Source organism: Pseudoalteromonas sp. T1lg23B, from assembly GCF_002964665.1.
Taxonomy (GTDB): domain Bacteria; phylum Pseudomonadota; class Gammaproteobacteria; order Enterobacterales; family Alteromonadaceae; genus Pseudoalteromonas.
The window spans coordinates 35,289-56,441 of record NZ_PQBZ01000007.1; the positions used below are offsets into that span (position 1 = coordinate 35,289).

Annotated in this window: 9 protein-coding genes; all 9 read left to right on the top strand. The window is 43.8% G+C overall.

Annotated elements, in window-relative coordinates:
- Window positions 1–67: 67 nt before the first annotated feature.
- The 9 genes from C2M32_RS03045 to fahA all read left to right on the top strand — a co-directional run bounded on the left by C2M32_RS03045 (window position 68) and on the right by fahA (window position 21,092).
- Entirely contained in the window at window positions 68–1,969 is a 1,902-nt protein-coding gene (locus tag C2M32_RS03045) for a hypothetical protein (RefSeq protein ID WP_158678084.1), read from the top strand.
- Complete coding sequence (locus C2M32_RS03050; protein WP_105167050.1) at window positions 1,969–5,079, top strand: poly-gamma-glutamate biosynthesis protein PgsC/CapC; 3,111 nt, start codon at window positions 1,969–1,971, stop codon at window positions 5,077–5,079. The genes C2M32_RS03045 and C2M32_RS03050 overlap by 1 nt, the downstream gene beginning before the upstream one ends.
- Complete coding sequence (locus C2M32_RS03055; RefSeq protein ID WP_105167051.1) at window positions 5,066–7,336, top strand: hypothetical protein; 2,271 nt, start codon at window positions 5,066–5,068, stop codon at window positions 7,334–7,336. Before C2M32_RS03050 ends, C2M32_RS03055 begins: the two co-directional genes overlap by 14 nt.
- Window positions 7,323–8,075, top strand: coding sequence for a hypothetical protein (locus C2M32_RS03060; RefSeq protein WP_105167052.1), 753 nt, complete (start codon window positions 7,323–7,325; stop codon window positions 8,073–8,075). The genes C2M32_RS03055 and C2M32_RS03060 overlap by 14 nt, the downstream gene beginning before the upstream one ends.
- Window positions 8,054–12,316: a hypothetical protein gene (locus C2M32_RS03065; RefSeq protein WP_105167053.1), complete on the top strand. Its 4,263-nt coding sequence runs from the start codon at window positions 8,054–8,056 to the stop codon at window positions 12,314–12,316. The genes C2M32_RS03060 and C2M32_RS03065 overlap by 22 nt, the downstream gene beginning before the upstream one ends.
- Window positions 12,309–16,373: a poly-gamma-glutamate synthase PgsB gene (locus tag C2M32_RS03070; RefSeq protein WP_105167054.1), complete on the top strand. Its 4,065-nt coding sequence runs from the start codon at window positions 12,309–12,311 to the stop codon at window positions 16,371–16,373. Before C2M32_RS03065 ends, C2M32_RS03070 begins: the two co-directional genes overlap by 8 nt.
- Before the next feature lie 367 nt (window positions 16,374–16,740).
- Window positions 16,741–18,174, top strand: coding sequence for a peptide MFS transporter (locus C2M32_RS03075; protein WP_105167055.1), 1,434 nt, complete (start codon window positions 16,741–16,743; stop codon window positions 18,172–18,174).
- A 455-nt stretch (window positions 18,175–18,629) separates the two neighbouring features.
- Window positions 18,630–19,676: a 4-hydroxyphenylpyruvate dioxygenase gene (gene hppD, locus C2M32_RS03080; protein ID WP_105167056.1), complete on the top strand. Its 1,047-nt coding sequence runs from the start codon at window positions 18,630–18,632 to the stop codon at window positions 19,674–19,676.
- Between the two features lie 102 nt (window positions 19,677–19,778).
- A complete protein-coding gene (gene fahA / locus C2M32_RS03085) occupies window positions 19,779–21,092 on the top strand; it encodes a fumarylacetoacetase (protein WP_105167057.1) in 1,314 nt (437 codons plus the stop codon).
- Window positions 21,093–21,153: the final 61 nt, after the last annotated feature.

The window sequence follows — 21,153 nt, forward strand, 5'->3', positions numbered from 1 at the left end:
TTGGCATCAATTACGAAAGATTCAATTAAACAGCGCTATTTGGCTTTTAGTCATTGTGCTGTGCTGCATGTTTATTGCTGAAACATCCGCTGTATTGCAAAAGATCAATGCGCCTATATACAGCGCCTTTATGCACAGCAGCACACAAGCTTCCGCACAGAGTAACCTAGTTATTATTGAGTCGGACAACTTAGCTGAAGAGCATATACAACTCGTAGAAAAAGCCAACGCTTTACAAGCGCGAGCCGTGATTGTATTCACAGATCTAGTGTTCAATACAACCCCCACCGATAGCGAGCGGGTTTTCTACACTGGCATTAGCGTTCAACCGTGCCACCGCGAGATAAAATCATGGCTAGGCTACCATATCGTCTATTCGCCACCTGCGCACAGCGCCTGCCAAAAATGGTTGAGTGTGTTATTCCCCAATGTGAAATCTACGCACCACCAGCTGATAAGTTTCAAACTTCCAGTGAGCACTCTGCCTAAGTTTAAAGCTCAGCGCTTGCTTGCCAATGACATTTTCTCTGCACAAGTTAAGAATAAAATAGTTTTTGTTACGCAACGCACGCCTGATTACTTTCCCTCACTCATGGCTCCAGGCCTACAAGATGAAACAAACCCAGTTTATCTTTATAGCTATCTCACTCACAACCTTGATCAAAACAGCTTAGTCACACCACTTAACCCCCTAATATCAGCGCTTGTAGAACTCATTGTCATCATCGTTTTAATATTTGTTTATCTGCGCTTTAGTACAATGTTTAACGTCAGGCTGGCAGTGCTGTTGAACACACTCATCTTAATAGTGGGATACATGGGTATTTCGTACCTACAACTACTGCTCCCCATCGGGCAATTACTCATAGTGACGTGGATAGCGCTGGCTTGGGCATTTTTTCACAGCAGGTCCATCGAAGATCAAAACCTTAAAAAACTACTTGAAGACACTGAGCAACGTATGTTTGGTCGATACCTGCCCAAGTCCGTCATTGAACAAAACACACCTTGGGATGGTGTCATCACCTTGACTAACCAACTCCTAAGTCTAAATAAAGGCATATTTCTAACTCGGGTTGAGCACGATCATCGACTACGAGAAATTCACGCTCTCAATTGCCAAATAAGCGACATTAAAGAACAACGAAGAGATTACGAACGCCCCCCATATAGTGATGCGATTAAAGCCCTTGGGGTAATTCAAATTTCTCGTCCGTTCTTTGTAAATCTAGCCGAGAATGAAGCTCAGTATATTGCGCCATTAATGTACGCCGGAGACATTCGTGGTTTCTGGGCTATGACAGTTATTAACAACGAACAGTTTAATGAACAGGCTTTTATCCGAAATGTAAACCGCTTTGCTGGCCAAATTGGAGAGCTGTTGTATCACCATCACACTCATAACAATTTAATACATTCGAGTAATCAAGCTCTGACTCGCGCGCTAACATTCGATGTGTTCGAACCCCAGAGTAAGAAGGTGAATACCGCCATCGCGGGTATGGAACAAAAACTTTCAACCTTAGAGCACATATTCGATCGACTCAGTACAGCCAGTGTGATGTTTAATTTATTCGGTCAAGTGATGCAGGTTAACAAGGCGTTTGAACAGCTTGCTCTACAACAAAAGCTATTGATTTTTGATATCACAGCGTTGGATTTATTGGTTGAGGTCAGCAATCTGCCTATTGACGTTGCAAGAGGAAAACTACGATATTTAACACTCAACAAAGGACAGTTCAGTTTAAGTGTGTCACTCAACGACCAACACTATATTTTACTTGTATACAGCCTCGATAAACTCACTAATATTCGTCAATCTGCCACGCCTTTTTCAATATCAGGTGTGCTATTTGAGTTCATTAACGTATCAACGCTACTAAACAAACTTGAAAACCCAAAGCACATGCTTGAACTCCTTACCATGAGTGAACAACAGCATAACGAAGACGACTGGAGCACCTCTTGATGGACTGGGTATTGCATTTATTTCCCAGCGGTAGTGGCTTAGGTCAGTCGGTTATAACCACAGTGTGGATAGGCATTGCTGTGGTGTGCTTTTTTAATCTGCGCTTTGGCTTTCCATTAACGGGTCTGGTGGTCCCCGGTTATTTGGTGCCTTTATTGATAGTAAGTCCGACATCCGCCGCCGTCATCTTGATTGAAGCCATTGTTGTCTACTGGCTAATGCGGCTAAGCGCACAAACATTGATGGAAAAGTTTGGCTATGCCGAAATGTTCGGGCGCGACCGTTTTTTTGCCATCATTTTAATTAGTATTCTGGTTCGAGTGTGCATGGATAGCTTATTCTGGCCCGCCGTTGCCAACGAACTTAGGCTATGGGACATTACGTTTGAATACGCGTCAGAACTACATAGTTTGGGGCTTGTGATCATAGCCTTAGCCGCCAATGTGATGTGGAATCATGGTTTTAAATATGGCCTAAAAGTCACCAGCATTCAGCTACTGTGCACCTACATTATCGTGCGCTATGTTTTAATGCCATATACCAACTTCAGTATCGCCAATCTTGCAATCATGTATGAGGCGGTGGCCAGTTCAATTGTGGCAGCGCCAAAAGCCTATATTATTTTGGTGCTCACCGCATTTATCGCTTCAAGAGCAAACTTGCGTTACGGCTGGGAGTTCAATGGCATTCTATTACCAGCGCTATTGGCACTACAGTTACTGGAGCCAAATAAGTTACTCACTTCACTTGTTGAAACAGCCATCATTTTACTCATTGGAGGCAGCTTATTGCGCTTCACCCGTCTAAAACAGCTCGGTTTAGAAGGGGCTGGATTGCTCTTATTTTTCTTCAATGTTGGCTTTGTCTATAAGTTGTTGCTGAATTACCTACTGGTCCACTTTTACCCGAGTTTAAAGGTCACCGATGCATTCGCTTTTGGTTATATGCTATCAACGTTATTAGCCCTAAAAATATACCAAAAGAGTGCATTAGGTTTGATTATTCGAGCGACATTTCAAACCTCTATTTTAGGGGGTGCTCTGGCCATTGTTATTGGCTTTTTGATAATGTTTGTACCCAGTCTATTTATGACCGCTAAAACGGGTACTTTAGCAACCAATACCCAACCACTTTCGGTATCTACGCAAATCAGTGAATATAAAAGCGTGCTTTACACCGCAAGCCAAACTCCCAGCGCCGTAGGGCAATATCAACACAATTTGAACATCGCCCAGTTTAAGAAGCTGATCTCCTCGCTTGCTGTGCACAGAAATGAGCCAAGTACCGTGAACACGGCCGCCTTAGAACTCGCCGAAATAGGTTTCGATTTATACCAAGATCAACATCATATCTATATTCAAGATCACAGTAATGACATACCGAGAGGCATGTTTGTGATTAACAAAAAACCAATGGCTAATCACATCATCACGATGCCCTATCCTATCACTGAGCGCGCAGCGAGTGACGCTGCTGGGATTTTATTTACTTATCTCAAAAGCAATGCGCTGGCACTAGGCAACACACAGACCTTGGTCGCCAACGAAGCAGACCTACCACAAAGCGGCTATTACAGTGCGTTTGTGGAGGCACTTTCAACAACTGAGGTGCTGCAACTACGAGAACTCAATCGCCAAAGCCGCAAAACTCTGCCTACGGGAGACAGAACTGCACAGTGCCATGGTTGGGTGTATAACCAAGTCCCTAGCTCTATTAACCAAACACAGCTCACAAATGTACTCGCATGTGGTGCCATTGAGTTTGGCTTAGTATCACGCAATAGTTTGCCTTATCCCCACTATAAGCACAGTATGCTAGAGGTATTTATAGACAATGACAGCTACATCAATTTATTAGCAAAAGTGGCACTTACACAGACGAAGCAAGAACGCTTTCCTATTGCCCAACATGAGCTATCCGTTATACAAGCAGTCGAGGATTATAAGCCTCACATCAGCGCAAAAGGCAGTGGCCACTTTGCGCTGCTATCCCACAAAGAGGCAGCTTTGTGGGAGTTCGAGATCCTTAGGCCTCTTTATCAAATCGCAGACCGAGCAGGTCCACACTCTATAGATACAAATCTTTTCAGTCGCCTAGAGTATATCAATAGAGTGGCTCATATGGTTGGTTATCAGGTAAGTCTAATTAACGATGATAACGCGCATTATTTTATGCTTTCTCCACGCGCAGAACCCCGTTACTACCAATTAGGTCAAGGAATATATTTTATTCGCCTTGGTCAGGCCAACCACCTCAACCTGCAAGTACCAAGGCCCTTGTTCGAAAGCCATACGTTAAAGTTTTCCGCTGAGCTATTTGATACCACACATGCCAAGTCTCTACTCATTGCCGGCGCACATCCATTTGCTTCAGCCAATGCCAATGTACTGAAGCCGACAAATGTGAATTCGCTATTTAATGTCGTACATCAAAGTTTGATCCGACATTATGCTGCTCACGTCAGTATAAATTTACAATTGCGCAGCCACAGCATGCCATCTGATATCAGGCCATCGGCTTTGGCATTCGCTCATACCTTTGCCAGTAACAAACACCAAGGATTGATATTGAAACTGCAAGACGGGTTGGCTAAGTTGGGTGTTGACTACCTGTTAGTCTCAGGCCAAGAAGCAACCCGAGGATTAGAAATCGGCTCATCGGCGCAAAGCGGATATGATATATTTGCTGCTAACAGCGAATTAGCTACCCTCTGGTTGGCTTCGGATTATAAACAGCACTTTGCCGTATCTAACGAAGCCCTGCTACAGCGTCTTAGCGCGATCAGCGCATCGACTATCCCGTTGAAAATAGATTTATCAACGTCCAAACCTTTGCTGTGGCACGCCATAAGCGAAGAACAATATAACCGACTCAAAACAATCACTGATAGCTATGCTCAAACCCAGAACTTGGCGCAGCTATCTAAGCTTTGTCAAACTCTGGCATCTTGCACGATACTTAGCGCTAAGTTGGCACCATCTGACATGCTCTCGCTGGTGCTCAAGCACCAAGACGCCATTATAGCTATTTACCTACCCAATCGTAATATTCTGATCAACAAAGAAAATTTTGCCGACTCATTATTTGGAGACGAGCATGTTTTACATTAAATGGGGGGGGAGAATCATCTGCTACGCGGCTGTATTGTCAGCTTTATTGTGGCTCTTTAATCACATGTACAACTGGGTAATGAGTGCGAAACCATTAGTCTTAACACAAGGCACTGAAACGCGCTCAAAAGTACATTGGCTAAATGAATCTAAGCCACTCGTTTATACCTTTTCGCCCACCCGCATGGGGTCAATTAGAGTATTATCGAACGCTATTTTAGAGCCGGACCAAACACAGGGTCAATCTGTTAACTACGCTATTGTCTACTCGCTCTTGGACAAACAACAGCGGGTTATTTATCGTGCAAAATATCACCACAGCGCAAAAATTATGCTTGAAGAAACAAGTCAAAAAGCGAAACAAATCATCGAGCAACGCGAAAGTTTAAATGTGTCCACCGGCCAGTCCTTTTATATTAATAATACTAATTTTAGAGATGCGACTGCGATTGCCCTTTCCCTGCAAAGTGAGGAGCAAAACGTCAAAGGTGTGGTTGTCAGAGTACATGCTAAAACAAATGCCAACACGGAAGATAACACTAGCGCGTGGCTAAAATACCCATTGGCTTGGCGTGCAAGGGTCAGCAATTACCACACATTAGGGCCCAATGCCCTGAGCGATGAGGAAATAGCAAACGCGGTACGCTATGACTGGCAGAAACTCGCGCCACAAGGTGTACCAGGTGTCGATTTCGACAATGATACTCTCTATGAAATGCTCCCCTACAGCGTGATGGGCTACGACTTCTCCGACAAACAAGTGAACCCAGATGCCTTTTACACCGATACGGAGCTATCAGCATCACTTAAGGTCGATACCTTGCAGGATATTTACTTTGTGAGTGAGCAAGCTGATCAGCTTAATCTGACTTGGTATGACTTGGATGGCCTTTTACCCCCGCAAGTACTTGATGCTGAACATACCGCCACAGAACACCGGTACAAGCTGCATCAGGTTAAACCTGGATTGATCAGTGTGTCTGCAAAGTCAGCTACTTTATCACAATGGTACTACCACGACATGCAGCCTGTCACTTCCCAACATAGCATTTACTATCAAATAGATAATGGTAATGGCGTGAAATATTCCGTTGTACCAAATAGCGACATCAAGCTCGACTTTAGAGCCGACCAGACCAGTCAAGTCGCCATAAAACTCTATGGCGAAAAAGACACCGTGATCGACCAGTTTAACATTAACATTGATTCTCAATGGTCTGTGTTTGATCGCATCATACTTGCAGATACGAACCGAGCCAGAGTAAGTAATTCACAGACTTGGTATATAAGAGATTTACCCGCAGAAGCTGCTTATATACGCGTTGATAGCGACAAACAAGCGTTGATAAAGTTGCAAACTAGGCACGCTCATTTTCACTATCAAAGTACCTTATGCGAGCCAATTTGTAACACCAATGTTGGTGAGTTTTTTGAGATCCCAGCTTGGTATGCGCAAAAAGCTGACAATGATTATGCGCTTACATCACAAGGTAAAACCGCTAAGGTGCGCCTATTTTTAGCGCCACCGATTCTACAAGATAAAGAAACGTTTTATTATAGTAGAGACCTTATTACTTCATTGCCGGTATCCAACACGGCGCTCGTAAACACCAAGACTCCCTATAACCGTGTTCCAACAAAACCTCAAACGTATCAATTCAAAAAGCTTGATGACAGTAGTGCTTTTAAACCGTTACAAAAACTCTTAACGGCGGACCACTCATTAATAATACAGTCTCCAAAACCCCCTTATATCCATGAATTGAAGGCTGATTTAGCGAGCGCTGTTGAAGCCGCTGACCAACAAGGTGTGACGCTATATTTAAATCATGGCTCTGATAGACCTTGGGCAAAACAGCGATTGTTTTTGCTTAATGCTAATACACGCCTCGCATTGCCTTTTAAAACATTACCACAAAGTGTTGTAATTAAAGCTTATACTGCATCGCAAACCGCGCGGCCAATTGAACTTAGTTATCAGTTGCAAGGAACCTTTCAAAACCAACCCGTGGCGTCTTACAGCCTTAATAAGAAACGCTTACAACTTCACCCCAGTGCTTACATTCAAGCCTTTATGTTACACCCCACAATCGGGAAGCTGACTCCATATCCAAGTGTTACCGTACGGATAAATAACGATATTCATCAACTTGAACACCTGACTATTAAATCAAACGAGGATATCTGGATAAGCATTATTGATGAATATACACAACAGCCAAAAAGGCTAAATTGGTGGTTAGATGAAGATATTTAACATTATTTGTGTTCTGCTACTATTGGCTTGCAACGACGCGCGCACAGAATCGAGTTTGCCATCTGTGGCGCAACTTCAGGCGTGGTTCAACAAGCCCACGCCATTGCCGCCTTGGAGCTATCACGCTACAGAAGATCTTCACACTCTCGTTGCAAACTCTAGTCAACTCGGTGGCAATCACCTTTGGTATCGCCAAAGCGGTAGTACCTGTGTCGTGTCTGTACCACATCAGTTTTTCGATAAGCAATCACTCACAATTGGTCAGGCTGTATTTGCGCAAATGTGTCAGTTGCTCATTAGCAACTCACATCACAGAAACACTGAGGATGAACACCAAGAATCTATGGATTTATCAAAAAGACGCAATAGCTTACATCACAATGCAATATTGGCCTATCAGGCAAACAAAGACGCCAAGGTCTTTCAACTACACGGCTTCAGTCAGAGTAAACGCTCAACCCCCGAAGGCAAGCTGGCGGATTTTATTGTCAGCCAAGGTACGACAAGCACACCTGAATTACATCGACTTGCACACTGTTTGACGACTCTCAGCCCACATAGCTTCTACTATCCGGAGCAAGTCTCGGAATTGGGGGGAACAAAAAACGTACTGCATCAGCTACCGCTAACACCCCACTCTTTTTATCACATTGAGATAAGTGCACCGATGCGGCAACGTCTGACGGAGGAGCCACAACTTATGGAGCGGTTTATTGTATGCCTGCAATCTATTCGTTAGCCTTCATGCTACTCACTTTTACACTGACAGTGTGTGCTCACCCACACAAACAGTTTCGTTCGCCCTCTTGGCTGACCCAACATGGTGATGCTCAGATATCTCAAGATGGGCCGGCAGTAATAACTTTGGATGCGCATGCAAGTCGCCAACTATTCCTAGCAGCAGGTCATTGGCTTGACCTACCCAATGTTGATGACAATACAGTGTCTATTTGGCAGGGTTACACGTTCGGTAGTCAAAGAAGAATTGATAGAGATGAATTGAGCTGTACAGCAACACGATGCCAAATAAGTACCACAGGTAATGATCGACTCATTACTGTTGAAAATATCACCAGCAATACCGTCACCTTAACGCTTAAAGAAGGTCATTCTGAGCATCATCCTTCACCGTATAAAGACAGAGTACCTCTGCCACTAGACGAGCTCACACTCAATACCGCCCACCAGTATGAAACGTATTTTCGATTAAGACCGTACCAAGAGGTCTCTGTCACTTTCCAACAGGCAGAAAAACTCAAGCTATCCGTCAAGCAACTAATAACAGGCACACAAAGCACGGGCAAAGTTTACGCCTTTGTTGACCAACAAGCTGTCAGCATCATCCCCCTGAGCGACGTTGTAGCAGAAGAATATGCTAGCCACAAGGTTAGCATAAGCCATGATGATTACTTTGCCGTATCAGCAGACAGTACACTTACCTTAAAAAGTTACGGTAATGCACTGGTGCAAATAACCCGCTCACACAGACCCTTCTTAGATACCGACAGTGCGCAAAAACAACAAGAGTCATTATTAAACCCCTATTGGATTAACAACCTCACAACCAAACTCGAAGATATTCTGTCAAAACGAGATGTGAGTACTTTACAACAAGTTGATTACGCCGCCCTCACCTCTTTGGCACGTAAACGCCACTTACAACTTACGAATATGGTGACAACTGTTAATTATTTTACGCCGATGCACAGCAATACGAATACGCCGACAATAACCAAGCACACGCACAATTTGGTATCACACGGCGTTCGTCAAGCCAACGACACAATATATCCCGTACAGAGTCAGCTTTCGCTGGAACATCATAGGTTAGATAAGCAATTAGCTTTTGACTTGCGGCACAGAGACAATGCCACGGCTCAATTAACGCTTTACGTAAAAGCACCACAACCCACTTTGTTCAGCGCGACACTCGGCGAGCGCAGTTATGACATCGCGATCAGCGATACAAGCAAATTTCACCGTATCGATCTCAATAATGCTCATCACGCACCCCAGCTGTTATTAAACTCAGAACACACAGAGCTTGAGGTCGCAGTGGTCATGCATACGCTATCATCACTCACGGATAGTGAACTACTTTTCATGCAACCGGGTAAACTCGCCGACAAGTCGCCTGTTCTAAAGTCTCAGCTTACGCAGCAACAGCAATATACGGCTCAAGCCTACCTTGATTCTTTACTCCCTTACTCACCTGCAAGGCCTGATGCATTACCGCACAGCCACAGTGAACAACGGCTTCTTTTCACTCAAGCACAAGCGCTTCACAATGATTCACCGCACAGTGCTCTACCATTACTTAAACGCTTGGTAAGCAGTGAATATAGCGACATCATGCTTGATGCTTGGACTTTGAGAGTCAAGACTCTCGACCAGCTTAATTATCGTGCGCTAGCACAGCGCTATTTAGAAGGGTTAATCAAGCACGGTAACGCACAGGTGCGGCAATTTGCGGCAAAGCGACTACTGGCTCGCTATCAAACAGCAAATCTTGATTATAAAATTCAGGGTCTATGCGCACTGTTCTCTGATTACCTCAGCCAATGTACAGCATTAGTGCCTGCTCTTTATGAGGCACAAGGTAAAAAACAGCTCGCCCTTTGGTCAAACCATGACAATCAGCAACCTCTGGGCCAGGACTCAACATTGTTTGCGGATTTAAATTACCTTCACCTAAGTCATGGTGCCACCAGCGAAACACCATTATTTACAATCACTCATTATGGCCAAAGCCCATTGTTCGCAGCAACAGGGCCATATCAAGCATACCAGTTGAATGCTAATCAGAGCATTCACATCGTTGCGCAGAAAGACTTAAAATTGAAAGTAAGTGCTCGCACACAAAATCTAGACCCACGACAGCAACGCACCTTTTGGTTACACCTAAAAGCGCCCAATAAGACAATGATCTTGCCCCTGTTCTCAGACATTCCCTCCAAAACACAGGATCAATATCAACACCCTTTGTCTGTAGCAGCCGTAGGGTATGTGCAGCTCAAGGCAAATGAACAACTTGATATTTCAGCACAGACACTGAGCTATATTAACTTGGCTGTACTGCGCGATAATTCCTTGTTGGCGAATACTCATGTTAACCATATCACTGTCGACCACCAGCAGCCTTTTGAGCAACTGTTAAATAATACCGAAATTGCAACTAAAACACTGTTGACCAACGCCTTACAACGCTTGTCTAACGATGACTTAAGTAATGCTGAGTTCACCGCGCTATTTGCCCGAGTCACGCCAGATAAGCTGACGCCTGACGAATCTTTGCTATTTAACCGCATCGCCCATTTTGGACATTGGCAAAGTGTCACTCAGTATGCTGATTTTCTAGGTACTCAGCTGGTCTCATTGCACGATTTTGAGCAATTGAGTTTGCCCGAACAACTAACCAGACACGCTACAAAAAACACTCACCTCGATGGTGTATTACTGCGCCCTTTTCACACACTGTCTCTCGATATCAGTGAGCTAGAGCCCAATAATAGTAGAATACGTTTACGTTTTTCGGGTGCTGAGCTCGCAACGACACAAACCGCGGAAGTAACCATTCAAGCGGGTGTAAATCGCTATCGCTATACGCTTGAGGACTTAGCAACGGTTGAGCATGTACTCACTTCAGCGGACACAACTGCTGGACTTATCAAATTAACTTGGCACACGCCCTATCAGTCTCAATTAGTCAGCGTACAAATGCAGGAAAAACAGGGAAAGCATTGGCATAATATCGACTTAGCGCAAAAGCAGCGTTTTTACTTAACAGATGAACAACAGCCGCTGGTCATTGAATTGAGCCATGACGCTGTGCTGAAAATAGAGTATTTAAGCAATCATAAACGCTATCAGATTGAGCGCTTTTATCCCTCAGGCAAACATTCACTGGCGATAGAAAATGCCCGCTTACTGCGCGCGTTTGTGTGGAAAATGACAAAAAACAACCACAAACTTCCCGTATCCCCTAGCCGCGATACAAACATCGCTGTGACAAAAACAGTCTTGCCACATACCGCACCACAGCCGATGATTCAATCCCGCCACGTAATCAATCCTGATACGTTAAATGTCACAGGGTATGTAAAAGCTGAACATCAAGGGGAAAGTAATTTCGACGAACAATTACAGCAGCACCAATCCTATGAATGGGGCATTAATTTCCGTTATAAATCAGATAACAACTGGTATAAATTGAGTATAGCTAAACAACATAGCGATGTTTACTACAGTACTTATCAATTGGATGGGCGCAGCGACTGGCTAGCAAAAAACAGTGATTGGTATACTCACGTGCAGCTTCGAGCAAACTGGCAGCCAGAACAAAGAGAGTTCAACAATCTATTTTCTGGGCGGTTGGCTGTTACATTTGGCCAACGATGGCGATTTAATGACGTGCATACCAATCAATGGTGGCTGCAACCTCATTACTTCTACAGTGATGCTAAAAGCAATGACTTGATACTATCTAGTCGATTACATCCCGATATTTTAACGCGCTACAAGCATACTCACCCCTATGGCTGGCACCTTGGCTACCAATATTGGTACCAAAATCATGTTGACCAACGATTAAGCTTTCGCGCACAAATTAGCAGTAACAAAGATTGGCACAGTTTAGATAATGTACGCTTGAGCCTATCAGCAGACCAGTTTTATCAAGGACATATTCTAAGCGCGCAGCTTATCACTCGCTACGCATTTAATGATGAGCATCGGGTCCAAAGTCAATGGCAATATTTATCAAGGTTAGGATGGCAAAAGTGGTATGCCATAACGTCAAAGCAGGCTTTAAACGTTGCGCTGGATTTGGAACAAAATTGGCGTCTCGGTGAACATACCGTGGCACTACAAATAACGCTTGGCAATGTACCAACAACCGGATTTGAACCATTTAGCTACACGGAGCAATCCTTTAAATCCTTGTCTCTTAAACAACTTATGCAGCAGGTGAGTGATGAATAAAGAGCAACTAAAACAACAATTGCAGGATTTATTATTCGCCAATACCGAAAAGTTTTGGATAAATCTCTACCATCATAAGTACCAAGCCTTGATTGATGAGCTTTGTGATTGGCCTTTGCTGATGAACAAACCTGAGGATGAATCACTGCTCCCTTGGCTACATCTCCACTCCATTTCATTTATCAGACATAAAATTGAACAACAGCAGGCTCATATTTCAACCTTATCGAACGCTTACCAGCAATTTGTGGCCCGTCTGTCGAAAACAGATCTTGAACACGAACGGCAAAAGCAAATTCTAAATTATGCAGAGCAACTAGGCGCCACAAAGCAGCAACTCAAAGAAGATAAAGCCGCCTTTGAGCGCTGGTTTGATGAAGGGGCGGTCAAAGAGCGCTACCAAAATAGCGTTGCTGAGATCGAACAAAGTATCAAATTCTTGATTGCCCGTTTGGGAACCTTAAGTAAAAGCTATCTAGCGATAAATCATGGGCAACTGGAACAGACATGGCAAACGCTTGACTTGCAACCTTTTTTCTTGAATTTATTGGAACACAACCAAACGCCATTTATCCGCCATGGCATTATTCGGGCGTTGGTAAATCAAGTGGCTTTAATTCAAGAGCATAATATTGACACCGAACTGAGTGCCGATCTCATTGCTCGACTTGTTGAGTTACTTGAGGATAAGCTCAGCCCCTATACGGCCATCATAGATATTTTAGAAATTTTAATTCATCAACGACCTACTTTTGTCCGAGGTCACATGTGGGCCATGCTGTTTGAAAGTGCGGAGCACATAAATAACGACCAACTGTTTATTTTGGCTGCATTGCCCCGTGTTTTGACTAGGCAATTACAATTAACAGATAAAGATGTTGTGCTACTTACACAACTGTCAGAACACCACTCCCCCAGAGTTAGGCAGGCGCTAATTGAGCAAACGAGTCACATGTCTTACGACATTGCCACAACAATTATTGAAAATCGCTTTAATGAAGAGCACATCGATGCGGTGCGCTTCACTCTCATCAAACAGCTTTCTCAAACCCGTTACAGTGAACATGACGTTGCTTTTAAGCTGTGGCAAAAAACCTTATCAGGGCAATATAGTTTGCCGATTAAGCGCATTGCAATAGAACAAAGTGCACGCATTATGCTCAACATGCAGCTCGATAGCAGTAACCCTGACACCATATTTAAGCGTTATATAGATACCTTAAATACCGCTTTGTCACAGGAGCCACATATTGCTGTAAGACGCTATATAACTAGAGCAAGAGAACAATTGGTGAGCTTTTACAATCAATCACTGATTGCCAATATTAACGAGCAGATCACCGCATCCGACGACATAATTTTACCCTGTGATGACAAACAGCACACACTTGGCCGAACGTTGAGTTTTTTGGCGCAGCGCCAACTGGGCTTTAACGGTGTGATCAAGCATCACAAATGGTTCATCTCAAGCGGTTATAGGGTTGGTAGACGACTTTGGCGAATATTACATGAGTTGCGTCATTCCAGTTCGGATAAGCGCCAAGGGTTTAGTCATACCAAGGCCCGCAAGCCCAGTGCTCAGCTCCATGTTCCCAGTTGTAGCATCGCTCAGATAAGTGACACAAATGTACCAGGCGAACCTTTATATCATTTGGCACAGCAAAGCGCGCGCCCACATTTACCACTGTTGGACTATATACTTTCGATATTGTCTCAAGACAATCTCGCTGCGCCTGTTTTCAGCTACACGCCAGACGGTATTTTGGAGATTACAAAACCCACTACTGTATGGCGTCGATTATATGCCTACAGCTACATTTCACTGCATTTTCAAAAGATTGACTCCTTGCGTAAAGGCGGTGAGTTGGAGCAACTCCGATACTTAGAAGAGCTAACCAAGCTCGGATTTACGTGTCGATTTCTAGCTTATGGAGATGTGCTTGACTGTCAGTTCCCAGTTGAAGAAGGCATCAAGCAATTATTTGCAAAATTGAATGTTGCACCCAGCCTGCTCGCCATCTGGTCAAGCTTCAAAGAATACGCATACTCTGTCTACCAAAATACGCTGTCACAATTGGTATTCTTCGTGGTGACTTTCAGTGCCTACTTTTGGGGCAGACACCTTTATGTAAGCCGCAAAATCATCCAAAACCGTAGCGCTATTGCAGTAAGCATTGGCGGCTGGGGGACTCGTGGTAAGTCGGGTACCGAACGGTTGAAGGCTGCCCTATTCAGTGCTCTGGCACTGCGCTGCATCACCAAAACTACCGGCTGTGAGGCGATGATGATTTATTGCAAAATCACTGGCGAACAATATGAAATACCAATATTCAGACCATTCAACAAAGCCACCATTTGGGAGCAAAGTGATGTATTGGAATTTGCCAAGTCAGTTCAAGCAGATGTGTTCTTGTGGGAATGTATGGGGTTAACACCACGATATGTAAAGATACTACGTCGTTGGATGAAAGATAACTTTGTCACCATCACCAATGCCTATCCCGACCATGAAGATATTTTGGGCCCTTCAGGCGTAGACGTCGCGCGAGAAATGTCGGCGTTTGTCGGAGAAAACACACAGATCTTTACTTGTGAGCAAACTATGGCCCCTATTTTAGAAAGTGCCGCTAAAGGCAAAGGCTCCACATTGATTCAAGTACATTGGGGAGATGGTTTTCAAATCACACCGGAGATCAGAGCACTTTATCCGTACGATGAACATCCAGACAACATCGCGCTTGTTTGCAAAATGGCACAATATATAGGCATCAATAAAGATTTTGTATTCAAGGCGACCGCTGAGCATATCGTGCCGGATATTGGTGTGCTCCAGCACTTTTCACCCGCTCGAGTAGGCAAACTAACGCAATCATTTGTAAACGGAATGTCGGCTAACGAGCGGTTGGCAACCCTTGAAAATTGGCAACGCCTTGAGTTACAAAAAGTCAGTCAACAACCCCATATTCAAACTATTGCACTCATCAACAACCGAGATGATAGAGTCGCCCGCTCCAAGGTATTTGCACACATCATGGCAGAAGACATTTGTTTTGATTACCTTGTTGTCGTTGGTACTAATATTGGAGGCTTTGCCAGTTATTTGCGTACTGCGGTGTCTGAACGTATCGAAAAAGCCGCCGATAATAATGATGCGGGAACCATCGCACAGTTTTTAGAACAGTTAAAACTTATTCATTCTGACGAGGAGATGCTTGCGCGGTATAATTTGTCTTGCCCTGATGAGCCTTTAACTCTCCAAGACTTAAGCTCATCACAAGCACTCGACGAGGCGCTAAAATTAAGAGCTAGTATCTGTGACAGGCAACAACAACTTTTTTTAGCGCGCTATCAACAATGGCAAGTTGCCCAAACGCTGCTTAAACCAAATACGCCACTCAAAATCGAAATTGTCGATACCTGCTTAGCCCTGCTCAATGCCAAACTTATACTGATAGAAGATGCACAGATAAGCAGTGATGATTTGACCCATACAATCGCTCAACTCGGAAGCGATAACCAGCATCAACTCATCGTTGGAATGCAGAACATCAAGGGCGTTGGACTACGCTATGTACAAAGTTGGCAGCAATGGCAAAAAACCAAACAGCGGTGTGACACCCTAAGTCAAGAAACATGCAGTGCCAATGACTTTAAAAAATACCTCAATGAACTCAGCCAGCAAGTAAGCTTTAATGCGCTTGAAACAGCCACATTACAGCAAACTGTGACCCGCCTATTAAAGGCACCTCAAGCACAGAGTGAGTTAAGCCAAGCGGAACTTCAGATTTTACTGACTAAACTGGAGGCGTATTCCAGTATGACGCCCTTGCGTGCCTCGAAAAATCACACAGTGTCACCGGTTAAACAGTTTTTTTTCCAACTTGTTGAGTCTTTTTTGGAAGCTGGAGCTGCGGTACAGCGCAAAAAACAAGCCCAGCAAATATATAAAGATATTGCCACACAGCGCATCACGCTTGCACGGGCTACAACAGAACTCACGCAACTCAGTCAAAGTCAAAAGCCTGGCTGGTTTAGCGAGCGGAAAAAGTTTAGATAACAAAATATGGGCTGATAAATTAGGAGTAAGGCGGCGCTTTGCAGCCTAGCCACTGGATATAGATAACCACTTTAAGGCATCAGCAAATTTTAACTATTTCACGGTAAACGCCCCACAAGTTGCATACTTTATAAAATATATTTCGAAACCTTTTTGCAACATAATTAGCGTTCATTGAGCGTTAACTACTTCCCCATTCCATTTCATGTGGGTATACTGACGCGCTTTAAGTGCATAGATAATCGCTGAGCTAGCGCTGAACCATGCATATTTACTTAATTGGCCACCCGTTCAAATTACATAACTATTTGCACGTAATGATTATTATAAGGCCTCACAACACATTTGATTTAATTAGGAAGCACATATGAGTTCATTACCTAATTCAGGAGAGTTTTTAGGCCATCCTAAAGGCTTGTTCCTGTTGTTCGGCACAGAGATGTGGGAACGCTTCGGCTACTATGGCATGCGTGCCATCTTGGTATTATATTTGGTTGCAATGACCCAAGACGGTGGATTTGGCTGGTCTAACGCCGATGCACTTAGCCTGTACGGCACATTCACTATGGCAGTTTATCTCACACCATTATTTGGTGGCTGGTTAGCCGATAACGTTTTAGGGCAAAGAAAAGCTATCATCATCGGTGGTATTTTAATGGCAGCGGGTCACTTCATCATGGGTGTACCTCATGCCGTTGTAGCTGGTATGGAAGAAAATGTTTTCTATGTTGGCCTTGCTTTGCTGTGTTTAGGTAATGGTTTGTTCAAGCCTAACATCTCAACAATGGTAGGTGACTTATACAAAGAAGGTGACAAACGTCGTGACGGCGCATTTACTATCTTCTACATGGGTATCAACATGGGTGGTGCTTTAGGTCCACTAGTTGCGGGCTATGTTGCAGCGGTCATCAACTGGCAAGCTGGTTTTATCGCAGCGGGCATCGGTATGGTTATCTCGGTTGTTATGCAATTAGTGCTTAGCAAAAAATACCTAGGCGATATTGGTGTAGTACCTGCGGCTAAACTTTCAGCGGCGCAGTCTAGCACTGGCACCAAAGAACCACTCACAAAAGTTGAGAAAGACCGCATTAAAGTTATTTTCACTATGAGTGTGTTCAGTATCATCTTCTGGATGGGCTTTGAGCAAGCTGGTGGCTTGATGAACCTATTTGCAAACGACTATACAGACCGTATGTTGATGGGCTTTGAGGTACCGGCTTCTTGGTTCCAGTCACTCAACTCTATCTTTATCATCATTTTTGCGCCAGTTGTTGCCATGATTTGGTTAAAATTGGACAAGCGCGAGCCTAACTCACCTGTTAAGTTTGCCATTGCATTAGTGTTCCTAGCGCTTGGTTTCTTAACCATGATGCTCGCGCTTGTTACTGAAGGTTCAGGTCAAGGTAGCATTCAAATCAGCATGATGTGGTTAGTGCTATTCTATCTATTCCACACCTTAGGTGAGCTATGCTTATCGCCAATTGGCCTATCAATGGTAAGTAAGCTGGCGCCACTGCGCCTTGCATCACTACTGATGGGGATTTGGTTCCTATGTACAGCAGTCGCTAACAAGATTGCTGGCTTCGTCGGTTCATTCATCGGTGAAGGTCAAGAAGCAATGAACAACGCTATGGGTATCTTCATCGGCCTAGGGGCGACTGCATTACTTTCTGCAACAGCAATGTACTTGTTGAGTGACCGTCTTGTAGACTGGATGCACGGTGCTGAAGGCAAACATGAGCCTCACACACAAGAGCATATTCTTGCGGAAGAACTAGAAGTTGCTGCTGTAAAACAGTAGTCAACCAGCACTTATTACCAAAAACCGCGTGTTAAAAGCACGCGGTTTTTTTGTATCAAAAGCAGATAAAGCACTTGGGTGTACACATATAATTACACTCAGCCCGATAATTAGTGGCTTGCCAGTATTAAGTCGATAGAGATTTGCTGACAGCTCCCCTTCAGACAAGAAAATAAAAAATACTTTAAAATCAATATTGTAAATACTTATATAATGCTCATACCAAGAAAATCACTACGCCTAAACCGCCGTTGAATTGCAAATTATTCTAGATATCACCAGAGTGTCAGCAAACATCCCTTGCTCACAGAGGTTTGTGCAACTTAATTTACAAATGAGCTGTCAGCTAAATAGAGGCCTACTCTTCCTCTTTATCCTTTTTTGATTAATCATCCATCTACTGAAAAACATAATCTAACAAGCAACCCAATTTGCTTAATTGCGGGAGTATGACAATGAGTGAAGTAAAAAACCCACTAGGTTTAGTTGGTATCGAATTTACCGAGTACGCGACACCAGATGCGGACTATATGGATAAAGTGTTCACTGATTTTGGTTTCTCAAAACTTAAAAAGTTTAAAGACAAAGACATCGTTTATTACAACCAGAACGACATCCATTTCTTACTAAACAACGAGCGCGAAGGTTTCTCAGCGGCATTTGCTAAGAGCCACGGCCCAGCAATTTGCTCAATGGGCTGGCGTGTAGAAGATGCTCAAAAAGCATTTGAAGTTGCAGTTGAACGTGGTGCGAAGCCAGCTACTGACTCAGCGAATAAAGATTTACCTTACCCTGCAATTTATGGCATCGGTGACAGCCTTATTTACTTCATCGACGTATTTGGTGACAAAGGTTCAATCTACGAGAATGACTTTGTTGATCTTGAAGAACAAAACATTGTTAAAGACAAGGGCTTTATCCGTATTGACCACCTAACTAACAACGTTTACAAAGGCACCATGGAAACATGGGCTAACTTCTACAAAGACGTATTTGGTTTTGAAGAAGTACGCTACTTTGATATCAAAGGTCAAAAAACTGCCCTACTATCTTATGCGCTTAAGTCTCCTTGTGGCACCTTCTCGATTCCAATTAACGAAGGTAAAGACGACAACAACAACCAAATCGATGAGTACCTAGACGAGTATAATGGTCCAGGTGTACAGCATTTAGCATTCTTAACGAACGACCTAGTCGCTTCACTAGACCAGCTAGACAAGAGCACCATCGCGACATTAGATATCGTTGAGCACTACTATGACACTATCTTCGACCGTGTACCTTGGGTTAAAGAAGATAAAGAGAAGATCAAAGAGCACCAAATCTTAGTAGATAGCCAAAGCGAAAACTGCTACTTGCTACAAATCTTTACTAAGAACTTGTTCGGCCCAATCTTTATCGAGATGATCCAACGTGTTGACGATGGTGGCTTTGGTGAAGGTAACTTCCAAGCATTATTCGAATCTATCGAGCGAGATCAAGAACGTCGCGGCGTGATCTAAGCTATTTATCGTTATTATTTTCACAAGCAGCTTTTTTAAAAGCTGCTTTTTCCATTTTAGTTAAGGCAAAATAGCCTTAATCAAAAATAAAAAGGAACGGCAATGTCTTTTATTAACGAAACCCATGATATTAATCTGACAAGTTGGGTTGCGAGCGCAAACCAAGCTGGAACCGATTTTCCAATTCAAAACTTACCATTTGCTGTATTTCGTCGTAAAGACACTAATGAAGAGTTTCGTGGTGGTGTTGCCATCGGTGATCAAGTACTAGACCTTGCAGTGGTTGCACAAGCAGGTATTTTCTCTGGTGAAGCTCAAGTCGCTGTTGACGCCGCAAATGCACAGGTATTAAACGAGTTTATGAGTTTGGGACAAGCGTATTGGTCAGCACTACGCTTGGCACTATCACGCGCATTGCGTGAAGGCTCTGAACATCAAGCAACGCTTGCAAATGCGTTGGTTGCTCAAGCTGACGTTGAGTACGCCATGCCTTGTCATATCGGTGACTACACAGACTTCTATACTTCGGTCTATCACGCTACTTCTGTGGGTAAACTATTCCGCCCGGATAACCCTTTGCTACCTAACTACAAATGGGTACCGATTGGCTACCATGGCCGTGCATCATCAATTGATGTGTCAGGTCAGGCGTTTCACCGTCCTAAAGGTCAAACCAAAGCGCCTGATGCGGATACCCCATCGTTTGGTCCATGTAAGCGTTTAGACTACGAATTAGAGCTTGGTATATACCTTGGTAAAGGCAATGAACTAGGTGAGCAAATCGCAATTGAAAACGCAGAGGACCACGTCTTTGGTTTCTGTCTATTTAACGACTGGTCAGCACGTGATTTGCAAGCTTGGGAATACCAACCTTTAGGTCCATTCCTATCAAAAAACTTTGCATCAACCGTATCACCTTGGATTGTAACAACTGAAGCGTTGGCACCATACCGCACGCAGTGGCATCGTGATGCTCAAGACCCACAGCCAATGGCATACCTAGAATCAACGCGCAACCGCGAAGCCGGCGCGTTTGATATTCAAATGGATGTGCTGCTTGAGACCGAGAAAATGCGTGAAGCACAACAGCCTGCTACGAAACTTTCTGAGTCTAGTTTCAAGCACAGTTATTGGACAGTGGCACAAATGGTTGCACACCACACAGTTAACGGTTGTAACTTCCAGCCAGGTGACATGCTAGGTTCTGGTACTCAGTCGGGTCCAGAGCACGAAGAAGCGGGTTCATTACTCGAACTTTCTCGTGGTGGTAAAGAAGCAATCACGCTTGCAAATGGTGAAGAGCGCAAGTTCTTAGAAGACGGTGACAAAGTTATTATGCGTGGCTGGTGTGAAGCTGACGGCTTCAACCGCATAGGCTTTGGCTCAGTTGAAGGCACTGTTCTTCCTGCTAAATAATCCCAAATTAAAAGCAGATAAAAATCAAAGGTGTGCGTAAGTGCACCTTTTTATTATATAA

What these genes read in the sequence shown, in the direction of transcription:
- C2M32_RS03050 (WP_105167050.1), top strand. Translation starts at nt 1,969, where the DNA reads ATGGACTGGGTATTGCATTTATTTCCCAGCGGTAGTGGCTTAGGTCAG.
- C2M32_RS03075 (WP_105167055.1), top strand. Translation starts at nt 16,741, where the DNA reads ATGAGTTCATTACCTAATTCAGGAGAGTTTTTAGGCCATCCTAAAGGC.
- C2M32_RS03070 (WP_105167054.1), top strand. Translation starts at nt 12,309, where the DNA reads ATGAATAAAGAGCAACTAAAACAACAATTGCAGGATTTATTATTCGCC.
- C2M32_RS03045 (WP_158678084.1), top strand. Translation starts at nt 68, where the DNA reads ATGTTTATTGCTGAAACATCCGCTGTATTGCAAAAGATCAATGCGCCT.
- C2M32_RS03055 (WP_105167051.1), top strand. Translation starts at nt 5,066, where the DNA reads ATGTTTTACATTAAATGGGGGGGGAGAATCATCTGCTACGCGGCTGTA.
- C2M32_RS03065 (WP_105167053.1), top strand. Translation starts at nt 8,054, where the DNA reads ATGCCTGCAATCTATTCGTTAGCCTTCATGCTACTCACTTTTACACTG.
- C2M32_RS03060 (WP_105167052.1), top strand. Translation starts at nt 7,323, where the DNA reads ATGAAGATATTTAACATTATTTGTGTTCTGCTACTATTGGCTTGCAAC.
- fahA (WP_105167057.1), top strand. Translation starts at nt 19,779, where the DNA reads ATGTCTTTTATTAACGAAACCCATGATATTAATCTGACAAGTTGGGTT.
- hppD (WP_105167056.1), top strand. Translation starts at nt 18,630, where the DNA reads ATGAGTGAAGTAAAAAACCCACTAGGTTTAGTTGGTATCGAATTTACC.